Here is a 17,415-nt window from a genome sequence, read left to right on the forward strand (position 1 = left end):
AATTAGAAATAGACTGGTATTTCGCTGATCCTTATAGCGCTTGGCAACGAGGCACGAATGAAAATACCAATGGCTTAATTAGGCAATATATTAAAAAAGGCAGTAATTTAAATGCCTATACGGATGAATATATTGCAGAAATCACTCAACGTTTGAATCATCGCCCAAGAAAAAGACTCGGCTTTAAAAGTCCGAGTCAGGTATTATGGCAACAACATGGTGTTGCACTTCAAATACTAATCTAAGATTCAAAAAAAGGACTCCATCGAGTCCTTTTTTTTATGATCTGGATTTTACTGTTTAAACTTTAAAGCCCAGTCAGAAGCACAATCGCCACTTCATTCATAATAATTTCGGCAATATACAGCGCCAGGAATGCAACAATTGGCGACAGGTCAATCATGCCCATATTCGGCAAAATACGGCGGAAAGGTGCCAGTAATGGTTCTGCCAGTTCTTGAATCACTTCAATGTAAGGTGAACGAGATTGAGTAAACATCACCACCCAGCTTAAAATGATCGTTGCAAAAATCAGGTAACGGCAGAAACGGATCAGATCCTGAATCATGGTGACAAAGGTCAATATCACCAGATGTACCGGACTGTTCGGCATGGCCCCTGAAAGGTACATCACTCCAAAAATCTTGAGTAAATATAAAAGCACCACCAAAGCCAAGGCTGCCGAATTGACACGACCTTTTGCCAGGGTGGGAAAAATACGCCCAAACACATCGACAATTTTCGTCGCTTTCACAGTAGACATGACGACGGGATTATAAGCGTTCACCGCTGCAAGCTGCATGAGAAAACGGAAGAATACGAGCAAAATCGCTACGTTAATGATAATGCCAAAAATCAGCGCAGAGTTTGCACCCATACTGGAACTTTCCTAAATAAAAACGAGTTATTTGCTACTTTCACTTAGCTCTTGAGCAAGTTCTTGACTGCGCTTTTGCGCTGCAGCCAAAGCGGCCTGAATATTTTGAGAGATTTGCGCACGATCGAATACTTCCAGTGCAGCTTGGGTCGTACCATTTGGAGAGGTCACGTTTTTACGAAGTTCTGCCGGTGTATTTGAGCTGGTAATCGCCATTTGTGCGGCACCCAAGGCTGTTTGCAGCGTCAATGCTGTCGCTACTTTTTCATCCAGACCCAGGTTTTTCCCTGCACGAATCATGCTTTCCATCATATAGAAGAAATAAGCCGGACCAGAGCCTGATACTGCGGTGACAGCATCAATCTGTGCTTCTGAATTGACCCAAATGGTTAAACCGGTTGCAGCCAAAACCTGACTGGCCAATTCACGGTCCTGTGCATTTACAGCTTCAGTTGCATACAGACCATGGGCCCCTGTTTGTACTAGAGCCGGTGTATTCGGCATGACCCGAACAATACGGTTGGTATCTAGCAGGTTAGCGATGGTCGCAATTTCAGCCCCCGCCACAATCGACATCACCAGTTTGCCTTCCAGCAAGCCCTTAAGCGGTTTTAATACGCTGGCCAGGACTTGCGGCTTCACTGCAAAAAGGACGATATCGGCATCACGAATGGCAGCAATATTGTCATCCGTCACGTGTACATCTTTTTCTGTTAATAAAAGACGGACTTTCTCGACCGGATCAGAAACTGTAATACGAGTTGGCGGCAAGCCACGTGAAATCAGCCCGCCAATCAAGGCCTGGGCCATATTGCCGCCACCAATAAAACTAATATTACAATTTAAAGCTGCACTCATGGATTTATACTCGACTTAGAATTTTTAACTAAGAGATCAAATTTGGTTGCCATCCACCGATTTCACAATACTCAGATTGAGCTAACCAAAACCCTTTTGGTGTAAAAACACCAAGCATAACATTATCTATGCTTAATATTTGAATTCTATAACGCTGCCAGGGAAAAATTTGTGCTTCCTGAATGGCTTTTTTTAATGGCCAAGCTCCCACTCGTCCATACAAATGAATTTTTTCTCCACCCTGACGCATGACCAGATCCAGTTTTTGACCCAGCAATGCTGTTGACAGGCCTACTTTTGCAGTTTCAGCCAGATAATCACCTGAAAGCGTTTCAACCTTTTGTCCTAACTCAACTAAAAGAGTCTGTCTGGAAATATTCGATTCATTTTTTTCAGCCAAATATTCTGCCGCACTTAAACGGAAAAGTGTTTGCTGATAACGCACATAATAATATTGATTCCAGTGCAATGCAGCTTGTGCATCAGATTTGGACTCAATGACTTCATGCAACAAGCGTTGCACCATCTCAAAACTTGGGCGATAAGTATCTTGCCCTTTCATCCAGGCAGAGAGCAGTTGCCTTTGCCTCGCACTTGATAATTCAGCTAATTTTTTTAAATCCAGTTCAGTGGCCGATCCGCAATGCTTTAAATCCTGCTGTAAAACGTCCAGCAAAATATCTTCCGCATCCTGCATCAGATAGCTGGTGCGGCTGAGTGCCTGCTGCATTTTCGGATAGCGTTTTTGCAACAGCGGCCACAGTTCATGACGGCACCAGGCCCGATCGTAGTGGGTATCCAAATTGGTGGGATCTTCAATATTTTGCACACCCAGCTGGGTTGCCCATTGGCAAATCTGCTCACGTGAAATATCAAGCAGCGGTCGCCAAATGGTAAATTGCTCTCGTACATCGACCTGTTTCATCGCAGCGAGCCCATGCACGCCGGCACCGGAAAGCAGACGCAACATCAAGGTTTCGGCCTGATCCTGCTGATGATGTGCCAGAACCAAAATTTCATTGGATTTTAGATGTTTTGAATACGCTTGATAACGTGCGTTACGTGCCTGATGTTCCAGGTTGCCGTCTTGCACTTCAACCGCTTCAACAATACACGGTACATTCAGCGCTGCGCATTGATCAGACACAAATCGTCCCCAATCTGCACTGATACTTTGCAACTGGTGATCGACATAGATTGTACGGATTTTTTCAGGAACTAAATCAGACATCAGATGCAAAAGCAGCATGGAATCCATGCCACCGCTACATCCAATCAAGAAAGTGCTTTCAGGAGGAAAGCACTGGATTTGCTTTAAGACGCCAGACCGGAATTGTCGCTGCCAAACTTCATTAAACGCTGGTAACGTGCTTCGCATCTTTCATCCGCATCCATCGATTGCAATTCTTCTAAAGCCTGTTGTAACACATCTTTAAGATCTTGCATCACTTTTTCAGGCTGCAAATGCGCACCTTCACCTTCATCAACTACGTATTCAACAATACCGAGTTGTTTTAATTTCTCTGCAGTTAATGCCAGGGCTTCGCTGGCTTGTTCCGCTTTCTCTGCTGTTTTCCATAAAATGGATGCACAACCTTCAGGAGAAATCACTGAATAAATACTGTGAGACAGCATGATCACACGATCCGCCACACCAATACCGAGTGCACCGCCTGAACCGCCCTCACCTAAAACGGTGGCAACCACCGGAACTTTCAGGCTGGAAAGCTGTGCAAGGCTGGTGGCAATCGCTTCCGCCTGACCGCGCTCTTCCGCACCGACCCCAGGATATGCACCCATGGTATCGATAAAAGTGAATACCGGCAGGTTGAAACGTTCAGCCATGTCGAGTAGACGCTGTGCTTTACGGTAACCTTCGGGATTACTCATGCCGAAGTTGTGTTGCAATTTTTCACGGGTGCTGCGACCACGATGTTGCCCAACAATCATCACTGGCTGACCATTAAAACGAGCCAAGCCACCGATCATCGCACCATCGTCACCAAATACCCGATCTCCATGTAAAGCATCGAATTCAGTGAAGATTTCACCAACATAATCCAGGAATTGCGGACGTTCCGGATGACGTGCAATTTGAACCGTTGTCCATGCTTTAGATTGAGCAGCTTTATTTTTCATAGGTCGACCATTATCCCTAAATTAACAATACCTTGTTAACCAATCACTTGTTAATAGATAAATTGTTCCGACTGAATATTCAATTCAATATCCCAATGCTTAAACTGCACCTGTTCATCATGCAAGTCTGCTACAAGCAAAGGCCATTGTTTGGCATCGCCAGAAACGCTGAGTTGCCATTGTTGCTCATTGATGACACTTAATTCAATGGCAGGAAGCATCTCATCGCTACGACTATGATTAAGCAAAACTGCTAAACGCAGCAATAGACATAAGTACACAAGTTTGCTACCACCGACCTTTGCAACATCTACGCGCGCATCGCTACGAAGTTTACGACGATGATGAGCGACCAAATGTGACAAATGGTTTTGATCAATTTGCGAGAAACCCGGAATATCCGAATGTTGCAATAAATAAGCCCCATGGCGATGGTAACCACTGTGACTGATCGCCAGGCCAATTTCATGCAAACATGCAGCACGACGCAGTAAGTCACTGTCATCACTGGTTAAATTTAGCGATTGTGCAACACCATTAAACAATTGCTGTGCGGTATTGACTACACGTTCAGCCTGTTTGCTATCGGCGTTATAGCGTCCCATTAAGGCATGTACAGAACGGTCGCGAACGTCTTCATGCTGGAAACGGCCCAGCAAGTCATACATAACGCCTTCACGTAAAGCACCATCTGAATAGACCAGTTTATCCAGACCCAGCACATCAAATACGGCATATAAAATGGCAATCCCTGCTGGCAAAACTGCTCGGCGGTCTTCTTTCAGGCCATCAAATTCCATTTCAGCCACGTGCTTATATTTAAGCAACTTGTCTTTAAGTTTTTCCAGGCCTTCACGGGTAAGTTCTTCTTTTTCATTGCTCCAGCCCATATTCACCGTAATTTGACGGCAGGCTTTAATCGTTCCGCTTGAACCCACTACCGTATCCCAACCTGCAGCTTTATAGGTATTGGCAATCCCTGAAATTTCTTTACGTGCAGCGGTCACTGCCTTATCAAAAACTTTCTGGTTAATTTCGCCATCCATAAAATAGGCTTTCGTAAAGGCAACACAGCCCATTTGTACAGATTCGGTATGAATCGGTTCGAATGCTTCACCAATAATCAGCTCGGTCGACCCCCCGCCAATGTCAATCACCAGACGGCGGCCGCTATTGGCCATGGTATGTGAAACCCCCAAATAAATCAGACGGGCTTCTTCACGACCAGCAATAATTTCGATCGGTTTAGGTAAAATGTCAGCAGCTTTCTGAATGAATTCATGACCATTTTTAGCCTGACGTAAAGCATTGGTTGCCACAATACGCAAACGGTTGGGCTGCACTGAACTTAAACGTCCGACAAAACGTGCCAGACAGGCCAACCCACGTTGCTGAGCCGCTTCGGTCAAATTTTTATTTTCATCTAAGCCAGCTGCCAATTGTACTTTTTCTGACATCGAAGCCACTTTTTTTACTTCGCCATGATCTACACGTGCAATTGCCAGGTGAAAGCTGTTCGACCCCATATCGATGGCAGCAAGTAACTCTTCATCAATCAAAAAATCAGACATTATTCAAACAAACCTATAAGAATTGTGCTTAGAGTAATTCACATGCATGCAATTTAAAAGCCATTTATCAGTTCAACTGAACCAGTTTTTAATTTTTTTAATACCTTAAACCATTGTAGGACACGATAATCAATATCGTGAGCATCAATTAGACAAACTCAATATAATGATTGAAAATTTACATATCCCCCTACATAGTTAAACGAGGCTATGTAATACTTATAGTTATAGAACTAACTTAAAATTTATTTGGAGCATTCCATGTCTGGCAATATCGTAAACACAACTGATGCGAACTTCGAAGCTGACGTTTTACAATCTGACATTCCTGTACTGGTCGATTTCTGGGCAGGCTGGTGTGCACCTTGTAAAGCTATTGCACCTGTACTTGAAGTATTGTCTACAGAATTTGAAGGCAAAGTAAAAGTTGTTAAAGTTGATGTAACTGCTTGTGAAGCGACTGCCGTAAACTACAATATCCGCAACATTCCTGCACTATTGATGTTTAAAAATGGTGAAGTTGTCGCTCAACAAGTCGGTGCTGCGCCAAAATCTAAATTGACTGCTTTTATTGAAGAAAATATCTAATTTAAAACAGCTTGATTGAATCCAATACGCTATCGCCCGATAGCGTATTTTTTTCGTCTATAAATTGACAAAAATACGATTAGCTCTTATATTGCTTGTTCAAGGAATACAGGATTTCTGATCCGTCATTTTCTTACAAGACACAACACATAAGATCGCCGCTCGGCAACAGAAATTGTTTTTACACTTTTCTCTTCGAAACAATGAATCAGACCTCTGAATTGTTATTGTGCAAATACAATTGCGTTACGTTTATTGCGTGTAAGCGGCTGAATGTTGCTCCCTTTTCTCATCTCTATCCCAGAATTTTAATTCTATCTGACCCCCTATGAATTTAACTGAACTCAAGAAAAAACCGATTGGCGAACTCATCAAGATTGCCGAGTTTATGGGCCTGGAAGGAATGGCCCGTAACCGTAAGCAAGACATCATTTTTGCCATCTTAAAACGCCATGCAATGAATGGCGAAGAGATTTTTGGTGATGGTGTTCTGGAAATTCTGTCTGATGGTTTTGGTTTCCTCCGCTCAGCAGCGGGCTCTTATCTTGCAGGCCCGGATGACATTTATGTCAGCCCATCGCAAATTCGCCGCTTCAACTTACGCACCGGTGATACCATTACTGGCACAATTCGCCCACCTAAAGAAGGCGAACGCTATTTTGCGCTTTTAAAAGTTAATCAAATCAACTACGACACACCTGAAAACTCGCGTAACAAGATCCTGTTCGAGAACTTGACCCCATTGTTCCCGACTGAACAATTGGTCATGGAACTGGGTAACGGTACCACTGAAGACTTAACTGCACGTGTCGTTGACTTGGTTGCGCCAATTGGTAAAGGTCAGCGTTCGATTATTGTTGCACCGCCAAAAGCGGGTAAAACCATGTTGCTACAGAACATCGCGCAATCGATTGTTCGTAACAACCCTGAATGTTTCCTTATCGTCCTTCTAATCGACGAACGTCCTGAAGAAGTGACTGAAATGGAACGTACGGTTCGTGGTGAAGTAATTGCCTCAACCTTTGACGAATCTCCAGCCCGTCACGTACAAGTGGCTGAAATGGTGATTGAAAAAGCCAAACGTCTGGTAGAACACAAGAAAGATGTGGTCATTCTGCTGGATTCGATTACCCGTCTGGCACGTGCCTATAACACTGTAATTCCTTCATCTGGCAAAGTGTTGACCGGTGGTGTGGATGCGCATGCGCTTGAACGTCCAAAACGCTTCTTCGGTGCTGCACGTAACATTGAAGAAGGTGGCTCTTTGACGATCATCTCTACTGCCCTGATTGAAACAGGCAGCAAGATGGATGAAGTGATCTACGAAGAATTCAAAGGTACAGGTAACCAGGAAATTACGCTTGATCGCCGCATTGCCGAAAAACGCGTGTTCCCTGCAATGAACATCAAAAAATCCGGTACTCGCCGTGAAGAGCGCTTGATGAGCGAAGATAACCTTCGTAAGGTCTGGATTCTGCGTAAATTGCTGCATACTCAAGATGAATTGGCAGCCATGGAATTCTTGCTGGATCGTATGAAAGAAACCAAAACCAATGATGATTTCTTCGATCAAATGAAGCGTAAGGCGACCAATTAAACGGGGCATTATTGTTTTTTCCATAAAAAGGCTATCTCTAGGGATAGCCTTTTTATTTGGTTGACTTTATTTACATAAAGCTACAATCAACCCTTTTCTTTGTAAAGTTAATAGACCGGTTAATTATTCTTAAAAATATTAAATTTATAAAACCATAATTTTTAGCAAGTTATTTAGTATTTATCCAATATAAATCTTCCAATTGATTGTTATTTTCTGTTAAAAAAATGCTCATTTTTTATCTTTTTTTGCATTTTTTAATAAGCACCTAGTAGTAATTCAAAATGCGCAGTGATAGCATATTCGCAGACCAGTTAGACTGCCTCTGCATTGTTACTGCCTAACAAATTTTAGGAAGAATAAAAGCACTCAACAGGCTAACATAGGTTTTTTTTAATCTCATATTTTAGAGAGTGATGCCATGTTATTCAAAAAAATCGCTATTGCTGCTGCAGTTGCTACTACTTTAGCTTTCGTTGGTTGTGCTAAAAAAACTGAAGAAGCTCCTGCTGCTGATGCTGCTGCATCTGAAGCTGTTGTAGCTGCATCTGAAGCTACTGCTGCTGCTTCTGCTGCTACTGTTGAAGCTGCTTCTGCTACTGAAGCTGCTGCTTCTGCTGTTGACGCTGCTCCAGCTGCTTCTGAAGCTGCTGCTTCTGCTGCTAAATAATCTTTACGATTATTCAGTAAAAAAGAGAGCCATTGGCTCTCTTTTTTTATGAATAAAATAAAGGTCAATCAAATCATATTGAATAAAAATATCTAATTTTCAAACAATACGCTTCCTTTCCTATTCTAGATAGAAAACCAGAATCCTTTAAAAAAACTTAAAACAAAAAAAAGCAGATCAATCGATCTGCTCATTTCCTACGCGCTGACGGAATTTCTGTCCTGCGCGGAATGTGACTACACGGCGTGCTGAAATTGGAATTTCCTCGCCGGTTTTCGGGTTACGGCCTGGACGTTCACGCTTGTCACGCAACTCAAAGTTACCGAAACCCGAAAGTTTAACCTGTTCACCCGAGATTAGCGCTTGGCTAATCTCATCGAAGAACAATTCGACCATTTGTTTAGCTTCACGACGGTTTAAACTCGTGAGCTCACTTAAATGATCAGCCATTTCTGCTTTTGTTAGTGCTGTCATGAAGCCCTCAATGTCGCTTGGTAAGTGTTTTCCAACACTTGAAGGATATTATCCATACCTGATTTAATTTCAGCATCTTCCAATGTACGGCTTGGATGCTGCCACAGAAGGGCAAATGCCAGTGAGCGTTTCCCTTCTTCTACTCCTTGTCCAGTATACACATCGAATAACCATGTCGAGTCTAGCAGCTCCCTACCTGTTTTTTCGATAAGTCCCTGAATTTCGCTAACATTAATCTTATCATTAATTAAAAGCGCAATATCACGTCTTACCGATGGAAAACGTGATAATTCTGTAAAATTAGATACATAAGTTTGCAAAACAGCCTTTTGATCAAGTTCGGCAACCCAAGTCATGCCCAAGTCGAGTTCATCTTCCAAAGAAGGATGTAAACGACCGAGATAACCCACAGACTGACCATCTACTAAAATTTCAGCCGACTGTCCAGGATGTAACCAGCTACGCTCTGAACGAACATATTCAACTTTAACCCGTCCTGCTGCCAAAATTTCCTCAACTTCACCTTTTAAGTCAAAGAAATCCATTGGCTGAGCTTTGCCATGCCAAGATTCAGCTGTTTTGGCACCCACTGCAATTAAAGCCAAAGTCGGGATCTGTTTTAGATCATGAATGCTTTGCGCATTTTGATAATCAAAACGTAGTCCTAACTCAAAGAAACGCACACGGTTTTGCTGACGGTTGATATTGTATTGCACACATGGAATCAGGCTGGATAACAGCGTAGAACGCATTGCTGCCAATTCACTGGAGATTGGGTTCGCCAACATCAACGGATTTACCGCAGGATTCAGCTGTTTTTCAAGTTTGGCATCAGCGAAGCTGAAACTGATCGCTTCCTGATATCCTAAAGTCACCAGGGTTTGACGAAGTTGAGCCACCTCAAACTGATCTTGATGTTTGGCAAGTTTCACGTCAATCACAGGCAGGCTGATTTTAATATTGTCATAACCGTGAATACGGGCAACTTCTTCAATCAGGTCTTGATAGATTGCCATGTCATAGCGATGTGATGGAGGAACGACGCTCCATTGACCTTCAGCTTTAACTGTCAGATCACAACCTAAACGCGTTAAGGCATCGGTAATAAAGTCAGATTCAACCTTATAACCCAATAACTGATCCACTTGAGCCTGGTTCAGTTCAATCGCTTCACGTTTTGGTAAAAGCTCGGTTTTTTCTGCCACGGTAATTGGACCAAACTCACCACCCGCCAGTTCAGCAATCAACTGTGATGCGCGGTGCATGGCAATAAGCGGCAATTCAAAATCTACACCACGTTCATAGCGCTGAGAGGCATCGGTATGTAAACCAAAGCTACGCGCACGGCCCGCAATATGTAAAGGCGCGAAGAAAGCAGATTCCAGGAAGATTTCCGTGGTTTCATCAGTCACAGATGAAGACAGGCCGCCCATGATGCCCGCAATCGCCAATGCCTTTTCATCATCAGCAATCACCATCACGTCATCAGATAGCTCAACTTCCTGTTCATTGAGTAGAACCAGTTTTTCAGCAGCAGTGGCTTGACGTACATGCACTGAACCTTGAACTTTTCCGCCATCAAAAGCATGCAGTGGTTGACCCAGTTCAATCAGTACATAGTTGGTAATATCCACCAAAATGCTGTGCTGACGGATACTTGAACGGGCAAGTGCACGCTCCATCCACTCCGGTGTAGGGGCTTTGGTATTGACGTTTTTGATGACACGACCTAAATAGCGTGGGCAGCCTTCAGTTTCCACAACGACTTTTTTCTCGTCAGCAATGCTTGCAGCCACTTCTGTGATTTCAGGTGCAGTTACAGGCAATTGGTTAATTACCCCAATCTCGCGCGCGATACCACGAATACTGAAACAGTCACCACGGTTTGGCGTGATACTGATGTCAATCACGTGATCATCCAGATCCAGATATTCACGGATGTTGACACCAACAGGTGCGTCGCCTGGAAGCTCTAACAGACCATCAATTTTATCTTCCAAGTCAATTTCAGAAGCACCACACAACATGCCTTGTGATTCGATACCACGCAGCTTGCCTTTCTTGATTTTAAAATCGCCCGGCAATACTGCACCAATGGTCGCTACAGGGGCTTTCATGCCTGCACGTACGTTAGGTGCGCCACAAACAATCTGTAAAGGCTCACCCGAACCGATATTTACGGTAGTAACTCGCAAGCGGTCTGCATCTGGATGCTGTTCTACAGTGAGTACTTCACCAACAACCACACCGGTAAATGGTTTTGCAGCTGGCGCCAGCTCATCAACTTCCAAGCCCAGCATGGTGAGTTGATCGGATAAAGTTTCGCTATCAACCGCCGGGTTTACCCAGGTGCGTAACCAATTTTCGCTAATTTTCATTTATAAAAACCTGTAATTTCAATCTCTAGAATCCCCCTCTGACTCCCCCTTTTTCAAAGGGGGGAGAACCCCTATCTTTTCGCGGAGTCCCTCTCCTTTGAAAAAGGAGAGGTTAGGAGAGGATTAAATAAAAGCCTTAAGCAAATTGGCGTAAAAAACGCACATCATTCTGGTAGAACATACGCAAATCATTAATGCCATAACGCAGCATCGCAAAACGTTCTACACCTAAACCGAACGCAAAACCTTTATATTTTTCAGGATCAATGCCTGCTGCTTGAAGGACATTCGGATGCACCATACCGCAACCCAAAACTTCTAGCCAGCGACCGCGTTCATCCATGATATCCACTTCGGCACTTGGTTCAGTGAACGGAAAGTAAGACGGACGGAAACGCACAGTTAAGTCTTTTTCAAAGAATTCGTTCAGCAGGTTCACCAACAAACCTTTCAGTTCTGCAAAGCTGGTGTTCTCAGCGACATACAGACCTTCAATTTGATGGAACATTGGCGAATGGGTCTGGTCCGAGTCACAGCGGTATACACGACCCGGGCAGACAATACGGATTGGCGGCTGATTCTTTTCCATGGTCCGTACTTGCACACCTGAAGTGTGGGTACGAAGCAGGTGGTTGGCATCAAAATAGAAGGTGTCATGCATGGCACGTGCCGGGTGATGCCCCGGAATATTCAGCGCTTCAAAGTTGTGATAATCATCTTCAACTTCAGGGCCTGTCGCAACCGTGAAACCGGCTTTGGTAAAAAATTGGCAAATGCGTTCCTGCACTTGAGTCACAGGGTGAATACTGCCCACACTTTGACCGCGACCCGGCAAGGTAATATCGATCGTTTCGCTGGCGAGTTTTTGTTCTAGTGCAGCTTTTTGTAATTCCGCCTGGCGTGTTGTGAGTGCGCCAGTGATGGCTTCACGGACCGCATGAATTTTCGCCCCAAAAACTTTACGTTCTTCAGGATCCATTTTACCCAGTGCCTTGGATTGTTCCGCGAGCTGGCTTTTCTTCCCTGTAAATTGCACTCGCACTTGATCGAGTGTAGCAAGGTCCTCTGCTGCTGCAATCGCAGCGAGCGCTTCAGTGGTCAGGGCTTCCAGTGACATAGTAACTCTCAAAGCAACAATTTAAAAATATAATAAAACCCCATATTCTAACAGTTTTTGAGCGCGTTGATGAAGTTCCCTGTAGAGGAAAAATTAGATTGGCAACCATATTTAGAAAAAGTATAAGATAAAGCCAATATTTATGAGATCAATAACAATGGCACTCGATCAGATTTGGAAACAGCAGCTTACTTTGGTGACCTATGGCAATGAATACCTCAGCCAGAATCTGAGCTTTAATCATTGGGTGCAACATGCCATTTTTAACCAGCACAATTTGCGTTTCCGGGATCTGCTGTCACAACATTTACTGGCCCAACATTTTCAAATCTGGCTGGAAGGTCTAAAAAGACAGGGAACGCTGCGCATCAGCCTGCACAGTTCCAGTCTGCTCAATGATGAACAGAATCCAAATGCCAACGTTGAACTGCTTGCCATTCCGCATTTTATTGTCAGCCATGAACACAATAAGAAAACCGCCTGGATTTTCGGCAAGGAATTGGCGGAATGGTATAACGCAGATCATGACTATGCAGCGCCCAAGCCACAACAGGAACAGTGCCGTCAGGAAACCTTCTGGCGTTTCGAGCTGAATTCAAAACTGGCAAAACGCATCGATGCCGATTTGCAACAGCCGAATTGGGATGACATTCAGGTTTATACCAATAACGAATTATTTGACAACAAATTTGCACAGGGCTTTACCGAGCCTGCGAATCGTGATTTTCCATATTATGGAATGCCGCAAACGGCAACGGAAAATGCCGATGGTTCCCCATTGCCGGAAAGTAAATATCTACCTTTACTGCCAAGCGATTATCAGGCGGATTATGCACATACCACATTGCATCGCCTAGAAGCCTTGTCGGCTCTTATTCAACAAAAACAGCAACATCCCTATCATGCGGATGGCAGTGAACTGACACCTGAAGAACAGCTGAATCTACGTCATTTCTCGCAAAAGCTGGATGATTTAACCGCAAAATTTATAGTCAAAGTTGCCAATCATTATCAGTCCGCACGATTGACCAAAGTTGAAGTGGCCAATCCACTAGATGGCGCGCCAAGCACTCCGCATACTACCCCACAGGTGAAAAGCCATCCTGCGCATGCTTCGCATAAAGTCGGTACATCCGGCGTGATTAAACTGATTTTGCTGACCATTGTCATTTGTGTACTGGCTTATTATTTTGGACTTTAATTTTCTATAAAGATGCTAAAAACTGCTGGCTTGAATAGAAAACTTTAATATCTATTGATTAGACTTCTTTCATAAATCATTTTAGAAACTAAAAATTGTTCGTAAAGCTGAAATTGAAAATAGATTTTAGTCGATATTAGATTCATGAGTGTGGCATGGATGCCACACGTTTCCCATCCCTTGCGCTGCATTTTAAAGCAGTGCTTAAAACTGGCTCAGGATGTCGTGTATGGGAAACAAAAGGTTTTTGTCTACTTTTGACCTTTCAAAAGTAGAAAGATTGCCTACGAGAAGGTAAAAAATTAAATCAATTAAATATGAGGCCGTGCTGATTTAAAAAACTAATATTGAACATTTTTTGATCTATGAAAGAGATCTTTTAATAGACATAAATATCTTTCAGCATGATTTAAATTCAAGATGAACCCGATAATCGAGTTCATCTTTTTTTGATTTTTATACCGATTGATCGGTTTATGCTTTAGGCTTTTTTTAGTGCCAGTTTTTTTAACACTTCTGATACTGCCACCATGGCAAAACTTGAAGTGACCACCACTGCCGAGCCATAACCGCCACAGCGCAGGCCGGCACTGGCACAAACCTCTGCGCCAGAGAACGGATTATCAATAGAATAAACACAGCTAATGCCAAATTTTTCTTTGGGCTTTTTACAGATGCCTTTGGCACGTAGCTGGCTGCGCAGTTTCGCCAGCATTGGGTCCTGTTCGGTTTTGGACAAATCGGCAACCCGAATTTTTAACGGATCCAGCTTGCCGCCTGCTCCACCCGACACAATCAGCGGAATTTTATTAAAACGGCAATGCAGCATTAACGCCAGTTTGGCTTTGACATCATCAATACAGTCCAGAACCACATCAGGGGTATTTTCTAACAGTTCTTTGACATTATCCGGGGTTAGATAATCATCCACCAGATTGATCTTGATCCGTGGATTAATCGAATAACAGCGCTCGGCCATCACTTCTATTTTTTCCCGCCCCAAGGTCGAAGTCATGGCCGGCAATTGACGGTTAATATTGGATGCAGCAACCACATCCATATCAATCAGGGTCAGTTCACCAATGCCGGTACGCGCCAAGGCTTCAACCGCCCAGGAACCAACGCCGCCAATCCCGATCACCATCACGTGACTGTTTTCGTACTGACGAAACGCCTCATCTCCATAAATTTTTTCTACACCTGCAAAGCGGCGCTCATATTCATCATCTTCAGGAAGATCAGTCATTCGTCATCTAACAGCTAAAAAACACCGCTGCATTTTATCAAATTCCAGCTGAATTCGATAACCTATCTCTTTCGCATTATTCAATAACTGTAGCAGGCATAAAAAAAGAGGCTTTTCGCCCCTTTTCTATTCATCTATCAACACTGCTTTATTTATTCATGATAAAGAAGTATTCACGATAGTATTTCAGTTCGGCAATCGAATCTCGGATGTCATCCATCGCCAGGTGTGAAGCATTCTTTTTCAAACCGCTCATGATTTCCGGACGCCAGCGTTTTGCCAGCTCTTTCACTGAAGATACATCCAGATTACGGTAATGGAAGTACTGTTCCATTTCCGGCATTAAACGGTGCAAGAAACGGCGATCCTGACAAATGGAGTTACCACACATCGGTGATGATTTTGGATTGACCCATTTTTTCAGGAATTCCAGGGTTTGCTGTTCGGCATCTTGTGCGGTCAATTTACTGCGGCGTACCCGTTCGATCAGACCCGATTGACCATGTTGACGCGTATTCCACTCATCCATTGTATTTAACACGCGATCCGACTGATGCACAGCCAGCACTGGACCTTCCGCCAGAATATTCAGGTTATCGTCAGTCACAATCGTTGCAACTTCAATAATTTGATCGTTATCCGTATCCAGACCTGTCATTTCCAGGTCAATCCAAATCAGGCGGGTATCAGGGGTGCTGCTCATAAATGTGCAATCTTATTGGGCTTAAAAACCGCTATAGTAGCAAATTTATTGCAACTTGGCTGTAACTCCTACCCCGCTTCATGCTATTTTTGCCATTCTTAGTCCATGCTTTTTTTAGGATATGAATGGCTTTAATTCGTAAACGTCGTTTAACTGAACAGCAGCAACGTCGCATTCAGAAACAACATCAAACACGTCAAGAAGAACTCGACACTTCAAACGATTTAGAAGGCTTGGTGGTGCAACATTATGGCCGTCAGCTTGAAGTGCAAGCCCTCTCAGCGCCCGAAAAGCATCCGAGTAAACCTATCGTTGCAGCAGGTGAACCAGAGCCTTTCTGGAAGCCGATTGAAGTCGGCAGCGTATGGCGCTGTCATACCCGGACCAATCTGGAAGCGCTGGTCACAGGTGACCGCGTGAAATGGCAGGCCGATCCGAATACCGGACTCGGTATTATTACCGCTATTCATCCACGTAAATCGCTGCTAACCCGTCCCGACCGTTATCACAAGGTTAAACCTGTTGCGGCCAATGTCAGCCTGATTGTGATTGTATTTGCCTCCTTTCCGGAAGTTGCACCCAGTCTGATTGACCGTTATCTGGTGGCCTGCGCCGATGCTGAAATTCCGGCACTGCTGGTACTGAATAAAGCTGATTTAATTCAGGAAAATGACCCGATTCTAGACCTGGTCAAAGAATACCGGGACCTGGGATATGAAGTCATGCAATGCCAGTCTACCGGTGAGGTATCGGTTTCCGCACTGGCAAAACGCCTGGCCGGTGAAACGGTCGCCTTTGTTGGCCAGTCCGGTGTCGGCAAAAGCTCGCTGATTAATGCCATTGTTCCCGAAGCGGCGCAAAAAACCAATATCATTTCGGAAAACTCGGCGCTGGGTCAGCACACCACAACATCTACCCGTTTAATTGCCTTTGGTGAAGGCGCTGCCTTGATTGACTCTCCAGGAATCCGTGAATTTGGTTTATGGCATCTGGATCTGGCCAAAGTGCAGCATGGCTTTCCTGAAATTGAAAATCTGCTGGGACATTGCCAGTTCCGTAACTGTACCCATAAGCATGAAAAGCAATGTGCTTTGCGTCAGGCGGTGGAATCTGGTGAAATCTTGCAGCGCCGTTTAGACAGTTATTTGCGTTTAATCGATGAAATTACTGAAGCACAGCAAAAAAATTAATTTTTCTTAACCTTTAGCCCTTGAAGCAGTGATTTTGATCGCCATATTTATAGGCTATACTCTACGCAATTTTGAAATTGTAATTAGGTGACTTGTGGAACGTTGGTTCGAATTTATGGGGAATCACCCCTTCTTGTTTGGAACGCTCGGGGTGTTGGTTGTTTTGTTCTTTATTTTAGAAGGGCAACGCAATGGCCGTAAAATTTCACCACAATCTTTAGGTATTTTAGTCAAAGCTAAAAATGCCATGCTGATTGATTTACGTGATGCCAAAGATTTCCGTGAAGGTCATATCAGCGGTAGCCGTAATATTCCCTATAGCCAGATTAGCAGTCATATTGAAGAGTTAAAATCTGCAGACCGTCCACTTGTGTTTATTTGCAATTTGGGTCAAATCGCAGGTTCAGCATTACAACAAGTGGGACATGCCGACAGTTACCGTCTAGACGGTGGAATCAACAACTGGAAAGTTCAAGGCTTACCCCTGATTAAAAGCAAATAATACGCTTGGAGATTTTGAATGGCTGAAGTAATTATTTATTCCACCACCGTATGCCCATATTGCATTCGCGCAAAACAACTTCTTGAGCGTAAAGGCGTGGCTTATAAAGAAATTAACTTATCTAACGAAGCACCTGAAGTACGTGTCGAATTGATGCAACGCACCAATCACCGTACTGTTCCACAAATTTTTATTAACGACCAGTTTATTGGTGGTTTTGATCAACTTTATGCTTTAGAGCGTGAAGGAAAACTAAACGAACTATTGGCTTAACATTTTATTAAGCCAGCTCTTCATATTAAGG

At 43.7% G+C, this 17,415-nt stretch carries 18 protein-coding genes; 8 read left to right on the forward strand and 10 right to left on the reverse strand.

The annotated features are described in order from the left end of the window. A partial coding sequence (locus E0H88_RS08500) for an IS30 family transposase (RefSeq protein ID WP_131273847.1) occupies positions 1-245 on the forward strand: 245 nt, incomplete at its 5' end. Between the two features lie 62 nt (positions 246-307). Here the strand turns inward: E0H88_RS08500 and E0H88_RS08505 are convergent. From E0H88_RS08505 to ppx, 5 genes are read right to left on the reverse strand one after another with little or no spacing between them, the layout of a single operon-like run. Then, positions 308-877 carry a YggT family protein gene (locus E0H88_RS08505; protein ID WP_131273848.1) on the reverse strand — a complete coding sequence of 190 codons (570 nt, stop codon included), beginning with the start codon at positions 875-877 and terminating at the stop codon, positions 308-310. Between the two features lie 27 nt (positions 878-904). Next, positions 905-1,735 (reverse strand): pyrroline-5-carboxylate reductase, encoded by an 831-nt coding sequence (gene proC / locus E0H88_RS08510; protein WP_131273849.1) that lies wholly within the window; start codon positions 1,733-1,735, stop codon positions 905-907. Between the two features lie 28 nt (positions 1,736-1,763). Beyond that, positions 1,764-3,113 carry a tRNA lysidine(34) synthetase TilS gene (tilS, locus tag E0H88_RS08515; RefSeq protein ID WP_131273850.1) on the reverse strand — a complete coding sequence of 450 codons (1,350 nt, stop codon included), beginning with the start codon at positions 3,111-3,113 and terminating at the stop codon, positions 1,764-1,766. After that, positions 3,050-3,874 (reverse strand): acetyl-CoA carboxylase carboxyltransferase subunit alpha, encoded by an 825-nt coding sequence (locus E0H88_RS08520; RefSeq protein ID WP_131273851.1) that lies wholly within the window; start codon positions 3,872-3,874, stop codon positions 3,050-3,052. Before E0H88_RS08520 ends, tilS begins: the two co-directional genes overlap by 64 nt. Before the next feature lie 50 nt (positions 3,875-3,924). Continuing rightward, positions 3,925-5,445: an exopolyphosphatase gene (ppx, locus tag E0H88_RS08525; RefSeq protein WP_131273852.1), complete on the reverse strand. Its 1,521-nt coding sequence runs from the start codon at positions 5,443-5,445 to the stop codon at positions 3,925-3,927. Positions 5,446-5,706: 261 nt separating this feature from the next. On the opposite strand from ppx, the gene trxA reads away from it, so the two are divergent. The 3 genes from trxA (at position 5,707) to E0H88_RS08540 (ending at position 8,300) form a co-directional block, all read left to right on the forward strand. Further along, positions 5,707-6,033 carry a thioredoxin gene (gene trxA / locus E0H88_RS08530; RefSeq protein WP_092820879.1) on the forward strand — a complete coding sequence of 109 codons (327 nt, stop codon included), beginning with the start codon at positions 5,707-5,709 and terminating at the stop codon, positions 6,031-6,033. Between the two features lie 328 nt (positions 6,034-6,361). Then, a complete protein-coding gene (rho, locus tag E0H88_RS08535) occupies positions 6,362-7,630 on the forward strand; it encodes a transcription termination factor Rho (RefSeq protein WP_005007569.1) in 1,269 nt (422 codons plus the stop codon). A gap of 421 nt (positions 7,631-8,051) precedes the next feature. Further along, positions 8,052-8,300, forward strand: coding sequence for a hypothetical protein (locus E0H88_RS08540; protein WP_092820877.1), 249 nt, complete (start codon positions 8,052-8,054; stop codon positions 8,298-8,300). 177 nt (positions 8,301-8,477) lie between these two features. Here the strand turns inward: E0H88_RS08540 and E0H88_RS08545 are convergent, their stop codons facing one another. The 3 genes from E0H88_RS08545 to pheS form a co-directional block, all read right to left on the reverse strand. After that, positions 8,478-8,774 (reverse strand): integration host factor subunit alpha, encoded by a 297-nt coding sequence (locus E0H88_RS08545; protein WP_086197465.1) that lies wholly within the window; start codon positions 8,772-8,774, stop codon positions 8,478-8,480. Next, positions 8,771-11,152, reverse strand: a complete 2,382-nt coding sequence (pheT, locus tag E0H88_RS08550) for a phenylalanine--tRNA ligase subunit beta (RefSeq protein ID WP_131273853.1) — start codon at positions 11,150-11,152, stop codon at positions 8,771-8,773. Before pheT ends, E0H88_RS08545 begins: the two co-directional genes overlap by 4 nt. Before the next feature lie 136 nt (positions 11,153-11,288). Then, on the reverse strand, positions 11,289-12,269 hold the full coding sequence (gene pheS / locus E0H88_RS08555) for a phenylalanine--tRNA ligase subunit alpha (RefSeq protein WP_086197467.1): 981 nt from the start codon (positions 12,267-12,269) through the stop codon (positions 11,289-11,291). A gap of 157 nt (positions 12,270-12,426) precedes the next feature. On the opposite strand from pheS, the gene E0H88_RS08560 reads away from it, so the two are divergent. Further along, entirely contained in the window at positions 12,427-13,470 is a 1,044-nt protein-coding gene (locus E0H88_RS08560) for a hypothetical protein (protein ID WP_131273854.1), read from the forward strand. A gap of 481 nt (positions 13,471-13,951) precedes the next feature. Here E0H88_RS08560 and E0H88_RS08565 read toward each other — a convergent pair whose 3' ends face one another. Together E0H88_RS08565 and orn are read right to left on the reverse strand one after the other, a co-directional pair. Continuing rightward, entirely contained in the window at positions 13,952-14,716 is a 765-nt protein-coding gene (locus E0H88_RS08565) for a tRNA threonylcarbamoyladenosine dehydratase (protein WP_131273855.1), read from the reverse strand. 148 nt (positions 14,717-14,864) lie between these two features. Beyond that, on the reverse strand, positions 14,865-15,419 hold the full coding sequence (orn, locus tag E0H88_RS08570) for an oligoribonuclease (protein WP_131273856.1): 555 nt from the start codon (positions 15,417-15,419) through the stop codon (positions 14,865-14,867). Positions 15,420-15,544: 125 nt separating this feature from the next. Here orn and rsgA point away from each other — a divergent pair, with 125 nt between their 5' ends. The 3 genes from rsgA (at position 15,545) to grxC (ending at position 17,384) form a co-directional block, all read left to right on the forward strand. Beyond that, entirely contained in the window at positions 15,545-16,609 is a 1,065-nt protein-coding gene (gene rsgA, locus E0H88_RS08575; protein WP_092820868.1) for a small ribosomal subunit biogenesis GTPase RsgA, read from the forward strand. A 94-nt stretch (positions 16,610-16,703) separates the two neighbouring features. After that, positions 16,704-17,111: a rhodanese-like domain-containing protein gene (locus tag E0H88_RS08580; RefSeq protein WP_092820866.1), complete on the forward strand. Its 408-nt coding sequence runs from the start codon at positions 16,704-16,706 to the stop codon at positions 17,109-17,111. A gap of 18 nt (positions 17,112-17,129) precedes the next feature. After that, positions 17,130-17,384 carry a glutaredoxin 3 gene (gene grxC / locus E0H88_RS08585; protein WP_086197473.1) on the forward strand — a complete coding sequence of 85 codons (255 nt, stop codon included), beginning with the start codon at positions 17,130-17,132 and terminating at the stop codon, positions 17,382-17,384. The last annotated feature ends 31 nt before the right edge of the window (positions 17,385-17,415 follow it).

The sequence above is a fragment of the Acinetobacter sp. ANC 4216 genome (assembly GCF_004331195.1).
Classification (GTDB): Bacteria; Pseudomonadota; Gammaproteobacteria; order Pseudomonadales; family Moraxellaceae; genus Acinetobacter; species Acinetobacter kookii.